This window comes from Streptomyces sp. NPDC050264, from assembly GCF_040655895.1.
In the GTDB taxonomy this organism is placed as follows: Bacteria; Actinomycetota; Actinomycetes; order Streptomycetales; family Streptomycetaceae; genus Streptomyces.
Window position 1 is genome coordinate 62347 of record NZ_JBFAKV010000028.1, and the last position, 17969, is coordinate 80315.

Annotated in this window: 18 protein-coding genes; 14 read left to right on the forward strand and 4 right to left on the reverse strand. The window is 69.9% G+C overall.

The window, feature by feature from the left end:
* Positions 1–26 precede the first annotated feature (26 nt).
* The 11 genes from AB0J02_RS36235 to AB0J02_RS36285 all read left to right on the forward strand — a co-directional run bounded on the left by AB0J02_RS36235 (position 27) and on the right by AB0J02_RS36285 (position 12064).
* Positions 27–1097 carry an amidohydrolase family protein gene (locus AB0J02_RS36235; protein WP_363198102.1) on the forward strand — a complete coding sequence of 357 codons (1071 nt, stop codon included), beginning with the start codon at positions 27–29 and terminating at the stop codon, positions 1095–1097.
* Entirely contained in the window at positions 1094–2746 is a 1653-nt protein-coding gene (locus AB0J02_RS36240; RefSeq protein WP_363198103.1) for a thiamine pyrophosphate-binding protein, read from the forward strand. Before AB0J02_RS36235 ends, AB0J02_RS36240 begins: the two co-directional genes overlap by 4 nt.
* Before the next feature lie 5 nt (positions 2747–2751).
* Positions 2752–3699 carry a hypothetical protein gene (locus AB0J02_RS36245; RefSeq protein WP_363198104.1) on the forward strand — a complete coding sequence of 316 codons (948 nt, stop codon included), beginning with the start codon at positions 2752–2754 and terminating at the stop codon, positions 3697–3699.
* A 35-nt stretch (positions 3700–3734) separates the two neighbouring features.
* A complete protein-coding gene (locus AB0J02_RS36250; RefSeq protein WP_363198105.1) occupies positions 3735–4916 on the forward strand; it encodes a DUF3500 domain-containing protein in 1182 nt (393 codons plus the stop codon).
* A complete protein-coding gene (locus AB0J02_RS36255) occupies positions 4913–5791 on the forward strand; it encodes a hypothetical protein (RefSeq protein WP_363198106.1) in 879 nt (292 codons plus the stop codon). Before AB0J02_RS36250 ends, AB0J02_RS36255 begins: the two co-directional genes overlap by 4 nt.
* Before the next feature lie 77 nt (positions 5792–5868).
* A complete protein-coding gene (locus tag AB0J02_RS36260) occupies positions 5869–6849 on the forward strand; it encodes an ABC transporter substrate-binding protein (protein ID WP_363198107.1) in 981 nt (326 codons plus the stop codon).
* Positions 6850–6895: 46 nt separating this feature from the next.
* A complete protein-coding gene (locus AB0J02_RS36265; RefSeq protein ID WP_363198108.1) occupies positions 6896–7756 on the forward strand; it encodes an amidohydrolase family protein in 861 nt (286 codons plus the stop codon).
* Positions 7757–7822: 66 nt separating this feature from the next.
* Positions 7823–8515 (forward strand): GntR family transcriptional regulator, encoded by a 693-nt coding sequence (locus tag AB0J02_RS36270; protein ID WP_363198109.1) that lies wholly within the window; start codon positions 7823–7825, stop codon positions 8513–8515.
* Between the two features lie 26 nt (positions 8516–8541).
* Positions 8542–10134 (forward strand): carboxylesterase family protein, encoded by a 1593-nt coding sequence (locus AB0J02_RS36275; RefSeq protein WP_363198110.1) that lies wholly within the window; start codon positions 8542–8544, stop codon positions 10132–10134.
* A gap of 14 nt (positions 10135–10148) precedes the next feature.
* Positions 10149–11183, forward strand: coding sequence for an ABC transporter substrate-binding protein (locus AB0J02_RS36280; protein WP_363198111.1), 1035 nt, complete (start codon positions 10149–10151; stop codon positions 11181–11183).
* A 32-nt stretch (positions 11184–11215) separates the two neighbouring features.
* Positions 11216–12064 (forward strand): ABC transporter permease, encoded by an 849-nt coding sequence (locus tag AB0J02_RS36285; RefSeq protein WP_363198112.1) that lies wholly within the window; start codon positions 11216–11218, stop codon positions 12062–12064.
* Between the two features lie 24 nt (positions 12065–12088).
* Here the strand turns inward: AB0J02_RS36285 and AB0J02_RS36290 are convergent, their stop codons facing one another.
* Complete coding sequence (locus tag AB0J02_RS36290) at positions 12089–12730, reverse strand: TetR/AcrR family transcriptional regulator (protein WP_363198113.1); 642 nt, start codon at positions 12728–12730, stop codon at positions 12089–12091.
* A gap of 134 nt (positions 12731–12864) precedes the next feature.
* Here AB0J02_RS36290 and AB0J02_RS36295 point away from each other — a divergent pair, with 134 nt between their 5' ends.
* The 3 genes from AB0J02_RS36295 to AB0J02_RS36305 are packed head-to-tail and all read left to right on the forward strand — an operon-like array spanning position 12865 to position 15278.
* Positions 12865–13494 (forward strand): MSMEG_1061 family FMN-dependent PPOX-type flavoprotein, encoded by a 630-nt coding sequence (locus AB0J02_RS36295; protein WP_363198114.1) that lies wholly within the window; start codon positions 12865–12867, stop codon positions 13492–13494.
* Positions 13495–13548: 54 nt separating this feature from the next.
* A complete protein-coding gene (locus tag AB0J02_RS36300; protein WP_363198115.1) occupies positions 13549–14457 on the forward strand; it encodes a PDR/VanB family oxidoreductase in 909 nt (302 codons plus the stop codon).
* A gap of 17 nt (positions 14458–14474) precedes the next feature.
* On the forward strand, positions 14475–15278 hold the full coding sequence (locus AB0J02_RS36305) for a siderophore-interacting protein (RefSeq protein WP_363198116.1): 804 nt from the start codon (positions 14475–14477) through the stop codon (positions 15276–15278).
* A gap of 42 nt (positions 15279–15320) precedes the next feature.
* On the opposite strand, the gene AB0J02_RS36310 is transcribed toward AB0J02_RS36305, so the two are convergent.
* The 3 genes from AB0J02_RS36310 to AB0J02_RS36320 all read right to left on the reverse strand — a co-directional run bounded on the left by AB0J02_RS36310 (position 15321) and on the right by AB0J02_RS36320 (position 17969).
* A complete protein-coding gene (locus tag AB0J02_RS36310; RefSeq protein WP_363198117.1) occupies positions 15321–16304 on the reverse strand; it encodes an aliphatic sulfonate ABC transporter substrate-binding protein in 984 nt (327 codons plus the stop codon).
* A 76-nt stretch (positions 16305–16380) separates the two neighbouring features.
* The gene (locus AB0J02_RS36315; protein WP_363198118.1) at positions 16381–17160 is read right to left on the reverse strand and encodes an ABC transporter ATP-binding protein; all 780 of its coding nucleotides are present in this window, start codon (positions 17158–17160) and stop codon (positions 16381–16383) included.
* Positions 17157–17969, reverse strand: coding sequence for an ABC transporter permease (locus AB0J02_RS36320; protein WP_363198119.1), 813 nt, complete (start codon positions 17967–17969; stop codon positions 17157–17159). The genes AB0J02_RS36315 and AB0J02_RS36320 overlap by 4 nt, the downstream gene beginning before the upstream one ends.

Genomic DNA, 17969 nt, shown 5'->3' on the forward strand with positions numbered 1-17969 from the left:
GACCACCGCACGTTTCGGAGTAACTCATGATCATCGACAGTCATGGCCACTTCACCACAGCGCCGCCCGCGCTGGGGGAGTGGCGACAGAAGCAGATCCGCGCGTTCGAGGAGTCCGGCGCCCGGGTCTCGCCCGACGAACTGCGCATCGGCGACGACGAGATCCGCACCGCCATCGAGAACGGGCAGCTGAAGCTGCAGATCGAGCGCGGCACCGACCTGACGGTCTTCTCGCCGGGCGCGGGCAAGATGGCCCACCACTACGGCGACGAGCGGACCAGCCTCGACTGGTCGCGCGTCAGCAACGACCTGATCGCCCGGGTGTGCGGACTCTTCCCCGGGCGGTTCGTGGGCGTGTGCCAGCTTCCGCAGTCCCCGGGCGACGCGCTGGCCGCGTCCGTGCGCAACTCCGTCACCGAACTGGAGCGCTGCGTAGAGGAGTTGGGCTTCATCGGCTGTCTGCTCAACCCGGACCCCTCGGACGGCTACTACCAGGCGCCGCCGCTGACGGACCGGGTCTACTACCCGCTCTACGAGAAGATGGTCGAGCTCGGCGTCCCCGCGATGGTCCACGTCGCGATGTCGCGAAACCCGGCCATGCAGGGGACCTGCGCCCACTACCTCGCCGGTGACACCGCGGCGTTCATGCAGCTGTGCGAGTCGGACCTGTTCAAGGACTTCCCGACTTTGCAGCTGATCCTGCCGCACGGCGGCGGCGCCGTCCCGTACCACTGGGGCCGCTACCGCGGAATGATGCAGGACCGCGGCCGGCCTCCCCTCGAGGAGTCGATCCTGCGCAACGTCTCCTTCGACACCTGCGTGTACCACAAGCGCGGCATGGAGCTGCTGCTGGACATCATCCCCGCGCGGAACGTCCTGTTCGCCTCGGAGATGATCGGCGCCGTCCGCAGCGTGGACCCGGAGACCGGGCGGCGGTTCGACGACACCAAATACACCCTCGACTCCATCGACAGCCTGAGCGACACCGACCGGCAGGCGGTCTACGGAGGCAACGCGCTGCGGGTCTTCTCCCGGCTCGAAGGCGTCCTGAAGTCGCGGACGACAGCCGCGGCGAACGTGAAGGAGTTCCAGAAGTGAAGGTCTACGAAGCACTCGCCGAGGCGTTCGTCCGGGAGGGCACCAGCGACGTCTTCGGCATGATGGGCGACGCCAACATGCACTGGATGGCAGCGCTCGCCGACCGTGGTGTACGCCTGTACGAGGTGCGGCACGAGGGCTCGGGACTCGGCATGGCGGACGGCTGGGCCCGCGGCGCGGGACAGCCGGGTGTGGTCACCACCACCAGCGGTCCCGGCGTCTCGCAGCTGGCCACCTCGATGATCGTGGCGAGCCGGGCGGGCACCCCCCTGGTCGCCTTCTGCGGGGAGACCGCCCTGGGCGACGAGGGCGCCACCCAGTACCTCGACCAGCGGCGCTTCGCCGCCGCCATCGAGTGCGACTTCCTCCACGTGACCCGGCCCGAGAACGCCCAGGAAGCCGTGCGGCAGGCCTTCTACCTGGCACGGACCGAGTCCAAGCCGGTCATGATCAGCGCCCCGTTCGACGTCCAGACGGCCGAACTGGACGACTACGACGAGGACTACGTACCGTCCACGGCCCTGATCGAGAAATCCCGGCTGCTGCCCGACCCGGCCAAGGTCCAGGCGGCCTGCGACCTGATCCAGGACGCCGAGCGCGTGGTGATCATCGCGGGCCGCGGCGCGCGCAAGGCGGACTCCGGCGAAGAGATCCTCGCTCTCCAGGAGCGGACCGGCGCCCTGCTGGCCACCACGCTGCAGGCGAAGAACTGGCTGTGCAACCGCACCGACTTCCACGTCGGTCTGTCGGGCCTGTTCGGCGACAAGGTGTCGATGGAGCTGCTCCAGGAGGCCGACTGCGTGATCGCGGTGGGCGCCAGCCTGAACCACTACACCATCGAGAGCGGCTACCTCTATCCCGAGGCCAAGTACATCCAGATCGACACGGCCCCGCACCTGGTGATGGGCAACGGCAAGGGCGCGGACTGCTACCTGCAGGCCGACGCCGTCACCGCGCTCGCCGAACTGACCCGGACACTTCAGGAGCGGTCCGTCCGCCTGGAGGGCTTCCACACCGACCAGGTCAAGCAGCACCTGACCGGCCGCGTCCAGCAGCCGGAGTACGTACAGGAACCCGGCCGGCTCGATCCGCGTGAGGCGATCTGGATCCTCGACCACGAACTCCCGGGCGAGATGGGCCTGGTGCTCGGCAGCGGCCACCAGACCGACTTCGGCACCATGCTCTTCCAGCGCTCCCGTGACGTGCTCTCCAACTACGGCATGTTCGGCGCCATCGGCCAGGCCCCGCTGATCGCCATGGGCCAGATGGTCGCGCAGGGCAACAAGCCCGGCTTCGTCGTGGAGGGCGACGCCAGCTTCCTGATGCACCTGTCCGAGTTCGAGACGATGTGCCGCTACGACATCCCGCTGCTGGTCGTCGTGATGAACGACCAGGGCCTCGGCGCCGAGTACCACAAGGCGAAGGCGAAGGGACTCGACCCGGACCTCGCGACCATCTCCACACCTGAACTGGGCGCGGTGGCCCAGGCGTTGGGCGGCGGCGGTGCCACGGTCCGCACCGCGCAGGAGCTGCGCGACGCGCTCGCGGAATACGTGAGTTCCCCCAGGCCCACCGTGATCGACGTCCGCATCACGCGCGAGGTGCTGAGTACCCCCTACCGCCGGATCCAGTACGGAGAGGACGTGTGAGCGGCATGAGCGAGACACACCCGAAGCCTGAGACACATCCGAAGTCCGGGACACACCCGAAGACCTCGCTGACCGTACTGCTGGGCAACCACCCGCACACCCGGCCGCTGAAGGACGGGACCGTCCCCGTGGAGGGCGTCGACTGCCAGTACCTGGAGTCCTCCCCGCTGCCCCCGGCGTTCGCCCGGATGGTCCGCGAACTGGCCTACGACATCTGCGAGATGCCGATGGCCACCTACTTGCAGGCCCGCGACTTCGGTGTCCCGGTGACGCTGCTGCCCGTGGTCCTGGTGGGCAGCACCCACCACCGTTCGCTGACACGGCTGCCGGAGGACCCTGAGATCCGCCCCGCGGACCTCGCCGGCCGGCGCGTGGGCGTCCGTGCGTACGGCCAGACCACAGGTCTGTGGGTGCGCGGCTGGCTGCAGGAGGAGTACGGGGTGAAGTCCTCCGACGTCACCTGGGTGACCACCGAGGACGTTCATGTCGCCGAGTACGTCAACCCGCCGAATGTGGAGCGCTCGGAGGCCGGACGCGTCGCGGACCTGCTGCGCTCCCACGACGTCACCGCCGCGGTGCTCGGCCCGAAGGCGATCGGCGGGCAGGGCGCGGGACTTGTCCCGCTCGTCGCGGATGCCGAGAACGCGGGGCTCGCGTGGATCGAGCGGCACGGGACGATCCCGGCCAACCATCTGCTGGTCGTGCGCGACGACGTCCTGCGCGAGTCCCCGGACGCCGTACGCGCCTTCTACAAGGCCCTGAAGCAGGCGATCGCGGACACCGCGGGGGAGCGCGACGACTCGCCCGCGGGGCGTGCGGTCACAGCCGGCTGGAGCGCGTCGCTCACCGCCTGCCTGGAGGTCGCCGGACGGTACGCCCTGGAGCAGGGGCTCATCAGGGAACCGGTGGATGTCGCGGCGATCGCGGAGAAGACGGCCTTCCTCGACAAGTGAGTACCCGTGCGGAGACATCGAGAGGAGGAGCGGCGATGGGAGAGCCGGTAGGGCTGCGCAAGCGGGGCAACCCGCCCACGCGCAAACCGGAGATCTGGACACCCGACCTGCTCGAAAAGGTCGCCTGGCGGGTGAAGGCGGCGAACGAGCCCTTTCGGGGAGTGGCCACGTCCGACGGCGTACAGCGGGGACTGTTCCCGCTGCGCGACACGGGCGCCGACGTCCGCACGGTGTACCGGGCGGCGGAGGACTATCTCGCGGGGCTGACGCGGGAGCAGCTCACCGAAGGCCGGTTCGCGATCGACGACGTGAGCTGGCGGCACTGGAACAACGGCGCCCGGTATTTCCTGCGCCACGGCCTCTGCCTGGAGGAACTCGACGACGCGGGGCGCGAGCGCGCCCTGGCCGTCGTCCGGGAGAGCCTCAGCGTGGACGGCTACCGGCAGATGGTCGACCTGATGCGCCTCAACCTCACCATCGGCGAGCTGAGCGACAACACTCACGGACTCAACGAGTGGCTGTACTGGTTCTCTCTGTACGGGGAGCCGGAGAACGGCGGCCCGTGGGGCTGGCAGCTCGACGGACACCACGTCAACATCAACTGCGTCTTCGTCGGTGACCAGATGGTCCTCACCCCCTCCTTCCTGGGCGCGGAGCCGGTGATCGCCGGGTCCGGGAAGTACGCCGGAACGGTGGCCTTCCGGGGCGAGGAGGCCCTCGGTCACGAGCTGTTCACCCGCCTCGACCGCGGACAGCGGGAGCGGGCCGTCCTCGCGGACAACTTGCCCTCGGAGCTGTTCGCCGGCGCCTTCCGGGACAACTTCGAGCTCAACTATCAGGGGTTGCGGCTGAGCGAGATGTCCCCCGGCCAGCGGGACACCGCGCTTCAGCTCTTGGGCCTGTATGTGAACCGGGCCGGTGACCACCACGCCAAGGTGCGCATGGAGGAGGTGCTCGCCCACGAGGGGGACACCCGCTTCGGGTGGGTCGGCGACCCCGACGGCACCTTCTACTACCGCTTCCACAGCCCGGTGATCCTCGTCGAGTTCGAGCACATGCCCGGCGTGCTCTTCGACAACGACTACGCCTCGCGCCGGCACATCCACACCGTCGTCCGTACCCCCAACGGCAACGACTTCGGTGTCGACCTGCTGCGTCAGCACCACGAGCAACACCACAAGCGTCACAAGCGTCACAAGCAAGGAGAGACGAAATGAAGGTGGTCCTCGGCCGCGACGATCTCGCGGCAGCCGCGCTGTCGGCGGCCCGCGAAGCGGGTGCGGAGCCGGAGCGGGCTGAAATCAAACCGGTGCACAAGGCATCCCGCGGCTTCGTGAACGCGTCGGACGTGGACCTGTGCGAACTGGCGATCGTGACTGTTCTGCAGGCCGTCGCCTACGGCAAACCGGTGCTGCTGCTCCCCGTCACCACCCTCGGACGCCACCAGCACCAGACGCTGGTGACCCTCGGCAAGCTGTCGGTCGCCGACGTGGAGGGGCACAGCGTCGGAGTCCGCGCCTGGAGCCAGACCACCGGCGTATGGGTGCGCGGATTCCTCACCGAGCAGTACGGAGTCGACCTGCGCAAGGCCGACTGGACGACGTACGAGGGCCACCACGTCGAGGGTGCCGGGGACCCGTCCTGGGTGACGCGGGCGCCGCAGGGCACCAAGCTGCCGGCGGACTTCCTCGCAGGCCGGGTCGACTTCGGGATCATGGGCAACGAACTGCCCGCCGACGACCGCATCCGCACCGCCATCGACAACGCCGACGAGGCGGCCGAACAGTGGTCGAAGGACCAGGGGTTCATCCCGGTCAACCACGTGGTCGGCATCTCCGAGGCCGCTGCCGCGGAGCACCCCGCCGCCGTCCTCGCCGCGTACGACGCCATGCGGTCGGTACTCACCGCCAAGGAAGAGGGCGGCCCGGTCGCCCTGCACCCGGTGGGCTTCGAAGGCCTGCGCGCCGCGTTCACCAAGGCCGCCGCGTACGCGCTGGAACAGGACGTGATCCCGCGGGCGGTGGACTACGACGAGCTGGTCGAGCGGACCTGCACGGCCCTGGGCGTCTCGCCGGACCGCCTCGGCGGCTGAGAACCACGGCACGGACAGCCGGACCGGATGCGACAGGACGCACCGGCCCCGATTCAGAGAGAAGCGAAGGACAGGGTATGGACAAGCTCACTGTGGTCGTCGGAGAGTTCCCGCACGCGCAGCCGCTGCTGGACGGCGACGCCGGGATAGAGGGGTACTTGGCCGAACCGGTGGAGGTCAAGCCGGTCATCGGCGCCTATCGGCGGATGATCCGGGACCTGGAGTTCGACGTGTGCGAACTGGCACCGGTGTCATACCTGATGGCACGTCAGGAGGGCATACCGCTCACGGCCGTTCCGGTCTTCCTCAACCGGCGCTTCCACCACGGCGACGTGCAGTGCGCCGCCGACTCCGGCATCCGCGTGCCGCGCGACCTGGAGGGGCGCAGGGTCGGTGTGCGCGCCTACTCGGTGAGCACGGGCGTGTGGGTGCGTGGCGTGCTGCGCGACGAGTACGGCGTGGACATCGACAAGATCACCTGGGTGGTGGACGACGACGACCACATCGAGGGCCGTGTCCCCGCCAACGTCGAGCGCGTCACCGACGGCCGGTCGCTGGGCGAACTGCTGCGCGCCGGCGACATCGACGCCGCGCTCACCGGCAACGCGGGGACCGGGCGGGCGGGAGCGCCGCGCGCCGGCTGGACCGCGGCGACCGACCCCGAGCCCGGCGGCGACGGCCCCTACCCCCTCTTCCCCGAGGCCGGCCCGCTCGCCGTGGACCACTACGTGCGGACCGGCGTCTACCCGTTGCACTCGCTGATCTCGGTGCGCTCGGAGCTCGTGGAGCGCGACCCCGGCCTGCCGGCCAAGCTGTACGCGGCGTTCGTGGACAGCAAGCGCCGGCACCTCGCCGCCGAGCCCGAGTGGGCGGCGGTGCCCCGGCTGGCCCGCCAGGGGCGCGCGATCGGCGCCGACCCGGTGCCCTACGGCATCACGGCCAACGAGCCCAGCCTGAACGCGATGGTGCGGTTCGCGAAGGACCAGCACCTGCTCGACGCGGACTTCCCCGACGACGTGCGCGCGCTGTTCGCCGCCGGCGACTACCCGGACGCCTGAGCCCGAGCCACACACAGAACACACCGAAGACAAGGGAGCACCATCCGTGGACGTCGTCGACGCACACTGCCACATCATCTCCGAGGACCCCACCAGCTACCCCAAGGCCCCGATCGGGGGCAAGCAGTCGGCGTGGGCCGCGACCCGGCCCGTGACCGCCGACGGCATGGTCGCCCGCATGGACGAGACCGGCATCGACCAGGCGGTCCTGGTCCAGGCCACCACGAACTACGGCTACGACAACTCGTACGTCCTCGACAGCAGCCGCAACCGGCCGGAGCGCTTCGTCGCCGTCGGCACCGTCGACCCGCTGCGCCCGGACGCCGCCGCGAACCTCAAGGCCGCGGTCGGCGACGGCGGCCTGGCCGGGGTGCGGCTGTTCACCAGCGGCAGCACCGTACCGACGCAGGGGGAGTGGTTCGTCGCTCCGGAGACGTTCCCCTTCTGGGAGCAGGCCGGGGAGCTGGACCTGCCGGTCTGTCTCCAGATGCGCCTCGGCCCCGCCACCAAGCAGCTGGTCGAACTCCTGGAGCGGTTCCCGGGCGTGAAGGTGCTCCTCGACCACATCGGCTACCCCGACATCGCCTCCTCGCCCGCCCGCGCGGGCGCCGAGGTCGCGGCCCTCGCCGCCCACCCCGGCCTGCACCTCAAGCTCACCCACCGCAATCTCGAACGGCTGCGGGACGCCGGCGAGAGCGCCGGTGACTTCCTCGGACCGGTCGTCGAGGCGTTCGGAGCGGAGCGGATCGCCTGGGGCTCGAACTGCCCGGCGGCCGAGCAGTCCCTGCCCGACCTCCTCGCCCTCGCCCGGGAGGTCCTCGCGGGGCTGCCGGAGCGGGACCGGCAGCAGATCTTCGCGGGGACGGCCCGGCGCCTGTACCCCGCACTGGGCAGGCACGGGAGCTGACCTCCATGCCGTCAGCTACTGTTCCCGCCTCGGTTCTCATCTTTACGGAAGACGAAGGCGGTCAAGGTGGACAGCGACAGCATCGGTGCCGAATCCGGGGCGAAGGCGTCGGGCACCCGCTACAGCCATGCCTACGAGGGACTGCGCTCCCTGTTGCTGTCGGGGAGCATCGCGCCCGACACGCGACTGACCGAGGCGGACCTCACGCGGATGTTCGACGTGTCGCGGAGCACCATGCGCACCGCGCTGGCGAGGCTGACGCAGGAGGGCTACGTCACCGGCGAGGTCAATCGCGGGGTGCGCACCAGGAGCTTCTCCGTCGAGGAGGCGGCGGACATCCTGGAGGCCCGCGAGATCCTGGAGGCCGCGCTCGCGGGCAAGGCGGCGGAGCGGGCCACGGCCGAGGAGATCGAGGAGCTGCGCAGCACCCTCCAGGAGATGGAGGAGGAGCAGGCCCGCGGCGACCAGGACGCCTACTCACGCTGCAACCGGCGCCTGCATCAGCAGATCAAGCTGGCCGCACACCAGCAGACCCTGGCCCGCGCCTACGACACGCTGCTGTATCCGCTGGTGATGCGCCAGTACCGCAACCTCTCCGCGCAGCACCCGAGGACCGGGTCGCTGGAGGAGCACCAGGCCATCTTCCTCGCCATCGTCACCCGCAACCCCGACGCGGCGAACGCGGCGATGCGCCATCACGTCGGCTCCGCCCGCCGGGCGCTGCTGCTCGACAAGTCCCTGGAGCCGCCTGTCAGTTGACGGGCAGCCGGGGCGGAAAGGACCGAATGGCCCGCCCCACCGCGGACACCGAAGCGGGGCCCGTCGAGGGCATCCCCTGCCGGGACCGCACCGTCACCGTCTTCCGCGGCATCCCCTACGCGGCCCCGCCCGTCGGCGATCTGCGCTGGCGGGCGCCGCGGCCGCCGGCGCGCTGGGAGGGGACGCGGCAGGCCGACCGGTTCGGCCCCATGTGCCCGCAGGCACCGACCGAGGCGGCCGCGACGGGTGTCGACGTGCCGATGAGCGAGGACTGCCTGAACCTGAACATCTGGACGGGCGCGGCCTCCCGCGAGGAGCGGCGCCCGGTCCTCGTCTGGATCTACGGTGGCGGATTCCGGGAGGGCACCGGGGCCCACCCCCGCTACGACGGCGAGAACCTGGCCCGCGGCGGCCTCGTCGTGGTCACCTTCAACTACCGTCTCGGCGCCTTCGGTTTCCTCGCCACACCCGAGCTGAGCGAGGAGTCGGAACACGGGTCCTCCGGCAACTACGGGCTGCTCGACTGCGTCGCCGCCCTGCGCTGGGTGCGCGACAACATCGCGCACTTCGGCGGCGACCCGGACCGCGTCACCATCGCGGGCCAGTCCGCGGGCGCCGGCCTGGTCAACTTCCTGGCCATGTCCCCGCTCGCCGAGGGGCTGTTCCACCGAGCGATCGCGCAGAGTCACGCCCGTCACGCGCGTGACCCCGAACTCCGCTACCTGTCGACCTCCTACCGCCTCCCGGCCGACGCCGAGAGCGCCGGCGGCCGGTACACGCGCGAGCACGGCGCGCACACCATCCGTGAACTGCGGGCGCTGCACTGGCACAAGCTGATCGACGGCCACCAGCCGGTCGACACAAGTGTCGAGACGGGCGGCACAGCGGGGCCGCCGCTGCTGCGCCCCGTCGTCGACGGGTGGGTGATCCCCGCCGGCTACGACGCGACGTACACCAAGGGCCTGCAGAACGACGTCGACTACCTCACAGGGAGCAACCTCGACGAAAGCGGCGCGGTGCCGGACACGCTGGTCGCCGCGCTGCGCAGCGGACGCCGTAGGGTCCGGCCCGGATCACCACCGGTCCACGTCACGCTCGAACAGCATCGCGCCGCGGCACAAAGGAAGTTCGGTCCGCTCGCCGACGAGTACCTGCGGCTCTACCCGGCCGCCACGGACGACGAGGCGGCGCGGGCGAGCAGCACCGCGGCGCGCGACAACTCCCGCCTCTCCACTCACCTGTGGGGCGTCGACTGGAGCCGCCGCACCACCCGCACGCTCCACACCTACTTCTGGACGCATCGCTCCACGGTGGGGGAGTCCGCGCTGCGCGGGGCCTGCCACGGTTCCGAGATCGACTACATCTTCGGGAACCCCGCCGGTGGTACCGCGTCGTGGACCGAGGAGGACCACGAGATCGCGCGGGCCCTCTCCTCGTACTGGACCAACTTCGCCGCCACCGGCGATCCCAACGGCAGCGGCCTTCCCCACTGGCCCGCCTTCTCGCCGGACACCGGCTCCGTCATGGAGATCGGCGCGCACTTCCGGCCCACGCACCTGGCGGACCCGGCACGCACCGATTTCTGGCTCCGCTTCTTCCGTACCCAACAGGCCTGGTGAACAAAGGAGTTCCCATGCGACACCACACCATTTCACGGACCCTCGCGCTGACCTCCGCCGCGATACTCGGCGCCGCGGTCCTGGCCGGCTGCGGCAATCAGGGGGCGGCGACGGTCGGCGCGGACGGCAAGACGACCGTCTCGGTCGGCGTGAGCGGCAACATCTTCGATCTGTCCATTCGCGTGGCGGAGGAGAACGGGTATTTCGACAAGCAGAACATCAAGATCAAGTACGTGACGCTGACCGCCTCGACGGGTACCTCGGCCCTGCAATCGGGTTCGGTCCAGGTCCTCAACTCCAGCCCGACCAGCTTCGTTTCGGCTCTGTCCAAGGGTCTCCCCGAGCAGTCCGTCGCCACGAACGGCGGGGGCAACCCGCTCGGCATCGTCGTGAGCACCGCTTTCGCGAAGAAGCACGGACTGACCGCCGACACCCCGGCCGCCGAGGTCGCGAAGGCCCTGGCCGACTCGACGGCCGGCGCCAGCTCCGCCAACACCAAGGCGGAGGCGGGCATCTTCCTCAAGGCCCATGATGTCGACCCGGACAAACTGAAGTGGGTCTCGCTGCCGAGCCCGGCCGCCGACAAGGCAGCCCTCACCAAGGGCGAGGTCGACTGGTTCATCACCTCCGAGCCGATCCCGCTGCAGGTCCAGAACGAGGGCGACGGTGTCGTCGTCGCCGACCCGCTCAAGGTCCCGCAGTGGGCCTACGAGGACGCCGGGTACGGCCAGGCCGTCGTGGTGAAGAAGAGCTTCGCCCAGGCCAACGCCGCCACAGTGAAGGGATTCGCCACCGCGGTGCAGCAGGCGACCGCGTATCTCAGCACGCACAAGTCCGACGACGGCGCCGTGCTGGCCGCGGCTCGCAAGACGCTGCCGGGCATGCCCGACAAGGTGCTGAGCGCCTCCGTTGCCCAGGTCGACTGGCCCGAGAGCGCCGAGCAGGACGCGGCCGGTTGGAAGAAGACCACCGGTTTCGTCAAGGCCATCGGCGCGGTGTCCGACCCGTCCGTCGGCACCGACGACTGGACCAACACCTACCTGCCGTGACACCGGCCGACCCCGATCGCAAGGAGCAGACCATGGCAACCGTCACCGGCAAAGCCGTGACCGAAACGAACACCGTGGCGCCGCCCGGCAGGAAGACGCAGCCTCGCTGGCGCGGCACCGCCACCGTCATCGGGCTGCGCGTCCTGGTGATCGTGGTCGCCCTCGTCCTGTGGCAGCTGATGAGCGGCCCGGTCGTGCCCGAGTACGCGGTGAGCAAGCCCACCGACGTGTTCGACGCGCTCACCGGGATGCTCGGCTCCACCGCGGGATGGACCGACATCAAGGTGACCACCATCGAGGTGCTGGCCGGCTTCGGACTCGGCGTCGCCGCCGGCACGGTGATGGGCCTGGTGCTGGGCTCCTTCCCCCTCCTGGGACGGGTGCTCGAACCGCTCGTCGCCGCCCTCAACGGCATCCCCAAGATCGCCCTCGCACCGCTGTTCCTGCTGTTCTTCGGCATCGGCCAGTGGTCGAAGATCACCATCGCCATGACCGGTGTCGCCTTCGTGGTCTTCTACAACATCTACCTCGGCCTGCGGCTGCGCGAGCGTGAACTCGTCGAGGTCGTCCAGGTCATGGGCGGGCACAAACATCACGTGCTGGGCTACGTGACGATCCCGACGCTCGCCGCCCCGTTCTTCGCCGCGCTCAAGACGGGCGGGCCGCTGGCCATCCTCGGCGTCATCGGCGGGGAGTTCATCGCCTCGACCGAGGGAGTCGGCCACGAGCTGTTCACGGCGGCGCAGAACCTCGACGCGGCCGGTGAGTTCGCCGGCCTGATCGTCCTCGTCGTGCTGACCCTCGCCCTCAACGGCGTCCTGACGGCCCTCGACACGTACGCCCTCAAGCGTCTCGGCCTCGCGGCCCGTCGTCGGCCGTAGCGCGGGCGGCCGCCCAGGTCTGCGTCAGGCCTCGGGCGGCGCGGCCGCGTCCCCTCGCAGATAGAGGGTGAGCATGGTGACGAGTTCGTTCTCGAACCCCACGATGTCGATCCGGCCGGTCCCGGCCATCACCCTGTGCACCACCATCTCGACCGTGGAGACGACGAGCCGGGCGGCGATGTCGACGTCCGCGACCCTCACCTCCGGGTGGTTCCGGAGCAGCTTTCGAGCGTAGGCGATCCGCCTGCGCTCGCTCTGCGTGATGCGCTCCAGCAACTCCGGTGCGCGGGGCCCCTGTTCCATCATCACGCGGAGCAACTGCGGGTCCTCGCGGTGGTTCTCGATCGCGTTGCGCACGTAGAAGCGCATGATGCCCTCGATGGACTTCGGCAGAAGTTCGTCCTGGTCCAGCGGGGCGGCGACCATCCCGGCGTCGAGATGCCGGGTCAGCAGCTCGACCAGGATCGCGTCCTTGTTCGGGTAGTACTGGTACAGCGACCCGATCGACACCCGGGCCCGCTCCGCGATCCGGTTGGTGGTCCCCGCCGCATACCCGTACTCGGCGAAAACGTGAGCAGCCGCGTCGAGGACGCGCTGCCGGGTCAGCTCGGCCCGGACCTGCCGGGGCTGTTTACGTGGCTGAAGTCCGCGGCGGTCGGACGTCATGGCACCTCCTGAGCGGGGCCGTGAAAGCGAGTAGCGCACGACCTGAGTAATTGCTCACAATAGTGCCATGAACTGCGGCGATGCGGAGCCGAGTGCTCGCAGCCGCAGGCCGACGCCCGCTGAAGGAAGGTCCCATGACGCATGCCCCCACGCGCCCTCGACGGGTCTCCCCGGAAGAGGTCCTCGCCCGCCTCGGGCAGCCCGAGGCCAGTGTCCGCGCGAAGGTGAAAGACCGGATCGACGACTACTTCCGCCACTTCATCGCCCACTCGCCGTTCCTGACGATGGCCACGGCGGACGCCGCCGGACGCGCCGACAGCTCGCCCCGCGGCGACTACCCGGGCTTCGTGAAGGTCCTCGACGAGCGGACCATCGCCCTCCCTGACCGCCCCGGCAACAAGATCGCCGACTCCTTCCGCAACCTCGCCGAGAACGACGGCGTCGGACTGTGCTTCTTCGTCCCCGGCATGCGAGAGGTCCTGCGCGTCAACGGCAGCGGCTACGTCACCGACGAACCCGATGTCCTGGTCCGGATGCGCACCGAGGCCAAACAGCCGGAGCTGGCGATCGTCGTCGAGGTGGCCGAGGCCTACTTCCACTGCGGGCGGGCCCTGATCCGCTCCCGGTTGTGGGACCCGGCCAGCCAGGCGCTCGCCGAGGGAATGCCGTCGATCGGGGAGATCGCGGCCGCGCAGTTCGGTGTCGAACTGGATCCGGCCCTGCTCGAACAGGCCCTGGAGGACGGCTACCGCAAGCTCTACTGACCAGCCGCCGACGAGGCACCGACCAGGCCGCACCGGCCGACAGAGGAAGTACCGATGCAACAGACCGTCGTCGAGCACATCGACCGGGTCGCCGAGGACGTCGTCGCCCTCACCCTGCGCACCGCCGCCGGGGAGCTGGCGCCCTGGGACCCCGGCGCCCACGTCGACCTGTCCCTGCCCAACTGGCTGACCCGGCAGTACTCGTTGTGCGGGGACCCCGCCGACCGGGGCGCCTACCGCGTCGCCGTCCGGTACGACCCGCTCAGCCGGGGCGGCTCGGAGTACGTCCACCGGTTCCTGCGCCCGGGCCGGACCCTCGGCGTCTCCCTGCCCCGCAACCACTTCCCGCTCATCGCCGCGCCGCGCTACCTGTTCCTCGCCGGCGGGATCGGGATCACGCCCCTGCTGCCGATGCTGCGCGCGGTGGCCGCCGCCGGACTTCCCGCGACCCTGCTGTACGTGGGGCCGTCGGCGGACAGCATGCCCTTCGCCGACGAGCTGCGCCGCTCCTACGGGGACCGGGTGCGGATCGTGGAGACCAACGGGCAGGGCAGGCCGGACCTCGACGCCCTCGCGGCCACGCTGGAGGCCGACACGCTGGTCTACTGCTGCGGCCCCGCGGCCATGCTGGCGGCGGCCGACGCGGCGTTCCCCGCCGAGCGGCTGCGCACCGAGCGGTTCCAGCCGGTGGCCCGGACCTTCGGCCCGGACACGGCCTTCGAGGCGGTCTGTGCCCGCTCGGGGGAGACCGTCGCCGTACCGGCCGACGAGTCGCTTCTCGACGCGCTCGCCCATGCCGGGCGCACCCTTCCCTCCGGGTGCCGCGAGGGGGTCTGCGGCAGCTGCGAAGTCGCCGTACTCGACGGCACACCCGAGCACCGGGACGACGTCGGCGCCCCCGAAGGCCGGATGTACGCCTGTGTCTCCCGGGCCTCGTCCGCCCGGCTCGTCCTCGACCTCTGAAAGGCACCGAGAACACCATGCTTCCCAAGGTGCAGTCACCCACATCCCGGCGCATGATCACGCTGGAGGTGCGCCGGACCGACAGAACCTCCCCCACCTTCTCGACCGTCACCCTGGGCGGCCCCGAACTCGAACATCTGCTGCCGACCGGCTTCGACCAGGCCGTGCGGCTGTTCTTGCCCCGCGCGGGGCAGACCGGCCTCACGATGCCCACCCTCTCCAACGAGGCCTGGATGGCGCAGGTGCTGCTCCTGCCGAAGTCACGCAGGCCCTGGGTGCGCAACTACACCATCCGCCGGGTCCGGCCCGAACTCGGCGAAGTGGACATCGAGTTCGCCCTGCACGGGCCCACCCCCGCCTGCTCCTGGGTGCTGGGCGCCCGTCCCGGCGACCAGGCGGGCATCTTCGACATGGGCCGGACCTACCTCCCGCCGCCCGACGCGGAGGCACAGTTGCTCGTCGCGGACGAGAGCGCCGTGCCCGCGGTCCTCGCGATCCTGGAGAACGCGCCCGACTCCCTGGCCGCGGAGGTCTTCCTGGAGGTGCCCGAAACGGCTGACATCCGCAAGGACGTCGTCGCCCCCGCGGGCGTCCGTGTGCACTGGCTGGCCCGGGACGGCTCCGCCGAAGTACCCGGCCGGCTCGCGCTCGACGCGGTCAAGGACGCGGCGCTGCCGCCGGGCCTCTCCTACACCTGGGCGGCGGGGGAGTCGGGCCTGGCGACCGGGGTGCGCCGGCATCTCGTGCGCGACCGAGGTGTAGCGAAGGCCGACATCGCGTTCTTCGGCTACTGGCGGCACGGGCGCTCCAGTCCCGGCTGACAGGTATCGGTCCCCGCCTGTTCCCGATCCGGTGGCCGGGCACTACTTGCTGTAGGCCTTCGTGTAGAGATCACCCGTGTAGTACGTCGCGGGGTCGGGGTTGTCGTCGAGTTGCTTGTTGCGGACGAAGAAGTCGCCCAGCTTCTTCAGCCACGTGTCCACCTCGCCGCTCTTGGTCTTGGCGGCCAGGTCCTCGGTGGAGAGGGTCTCGACGTGGGACGCGTCGGCCTTGGCCTGGGCCTCGGTCACCTCCAGCATCCCGGCGGTGAGCGTGATGGTCTCGTCGGGGTGCTGCTGCCGCCAGTCGTTGGCCTGCTGCAGCACCTTGATGACCTTGCTGTTCTTGTCGTCGGGCACCTTGTTGCCGGCGACGAACGCGGTGGGGAACGAGTCCCCGGTCTCCTTCGTGCCGGCTATCTCCTCAAGGCCCGGCACCTTCTTCTTGATGGTGTCGATGGCGGGGTAGAAGAAGCCGGCACCGTCGATCTTCCCGGAGGAGAAGGCGGAGACGATGGTGGAGGGGTCCATGTTGACCTTGGTGATGTCCTTCACGGTCATCCCGGCCTCCTCCAGGGCGATGTTGAGGACCATGTCGCCCGAGGTGCCCTCGGGTACACCGACCCGCTTGCCCTTGAGGTCCTTCATGGTCTTCACACCGGGCTGGCCGATGACCCGGTCGGCATAGGTGAGGGTGTCGACGGCGATGACCTTGGACTTGCCGGAGGCGGGCAGCCACATCGCGCCGGGGCCGATGTAGCCGTAGTCGAGGTCACCGGCGCTGAGTGCCTGGATCTGCACGGGTCCGTTGTTGAACGGCTTCACCTGTGCGGTCAGGCCCGCCTTCTTCCACAGCCCCTGCTTCTCGGCGATCGCCAGCAGGCTGGCACCGTTGTAGTCGCCGATGTAGCCGAACCGGACGGTGCTGTCGTCATCGGAAGCGCCGCCGGAGCAGGCGCTGAGGGAGAGCGAGAGCATGAATGCGACGGGCAGCGCCGTGACGGCGTGCCTGATCGACCTTCTGGGCATGCTGAGGGTCCTCTCGGGGTGATGCACGGGGTTGTTACTGCGAAGTGCCCAGGGGGAGGGCTTGGTTGAGGCCGAATCAGGCGGCCGTGGGCGGCGCGTCCTGGTGGTACACGGAGGTCCACACCTCGTTGCGGATGCGCCGGAACTCGGGGGAGAGCCGGATCTCCTCGGTGCGGGGGTAGGGCAGATCCACGTCGATGACACGGTGGACACGGCCGGGCCGCGCGGCCATGACGACGACCCGGCTGGCGAGGTAGACGGCCTCGTCCACGTCGTGGGTGATGAACAGCACCGTGCGCTTCTCCTGGCTCCAGGTCGCGAGCAGCTGATCCTGCAGCTGCACCCGGGTCAGCGCGTCGAGCGCTCCGAACGGCTCGTCCATCAGCAGCACTTGGGGGTCGACCGCGTACGCACGGGCGATGGCGCAGCGCTGCTTCATCCCGCCGGACAGCGTCTTGGGCAGGGCGTCGGCGAACTCGTCCAGGCCGACGAGACTGATGGCCTGATCGGCGCGCCGGCGCCGCTCCGCACCGGGTATGGAGGCGAGCTTGAGCCCGAACTCCACGTTCTGGCGTACGGTCAGCCAGGGGAACAGGGCGTACTGCTGGAAGATCACCCCGCGGTCGGGGCCGGGCCCGGACACCGGCGTGCCGTCGACCAGGACGCTCCCCGAGTCGGGCTCCTGCAGTCCCGCGGCCATGCTCATCAGGGTGGACTTTCCGCAGCCGGAGGGGCCGACGACGGTGACGAACTCCTGGTCCGCGATGTCCAGGCTGACGCCGCCCAGGGCGGTGAAGGTCGCGCCCTTCAGCGGGAAGGTCTTCACCACGTCGCGGAAAGATATCTTGCTGTTCATCGTCGCTCCTGCCAGCCGGTGAGGCGTCGTTCGGCCAGCAGCAGCAGCCGGTCCATGACGAGCCCGAGCACGCCGATCGTGATCAGGGACACGAAGATCGTGTCCATTTCGAACCAGGTGGACGCCTTCTGCATCCGGTAGCCCAACCCCTCCTCCGCGCCGATGAGTTCAGCGGCGACGACGGTGGCCCAGGACGCGCCGAGGCCGATCCGCATGCCGACGAGGATGAAGGGAGTGGAGGCCGGGACGACCACCTTGGCGAAGATGGTGCGGTCCGAGGCGCCGAGCACCCGGGCCGCGTTGATCAGTGTCCTGTCGACGTCGATGACGCCCTGGAAGGAGGAGAGGACACAGGACATGAACGAGGCCAGGAAGATCACCGCGATCTTCGGCACCTCACCGATGCCGAGGAGTACGACCGCCAGCGGAATGAGCGCGAGCGGCGGGATGGTGCGGAAGAACTGGATGTACGGCTCGATCAGGGCGCGCACCGTCGGATACCAGCCCATGAGGAAGCCGACCGGTACGGCCACGGCGACCCCGAGGGCGTAGCCGATGAGGACCCGGCGCAGGCTGGCGAGCGTGTCGGACGCCAGAGTGCCGTCGGAGATCATGGTGCCGGCCTTCTGGGCCACCTCGGCCGGCGTGGGCAGGTTCTCGACCAGGCCGAGGGCGGCCACGACACCCCACACGGCGATGCCTGCCGCCACCGCGACGACGTTGAGGAGCAGGGGCCGGTGCCGGGAGCGGCGCGGTTGCCGCTGCCGCTCGTCGGTGGCGGTCTTGTCAACGGGAGTGATCACAGCCAT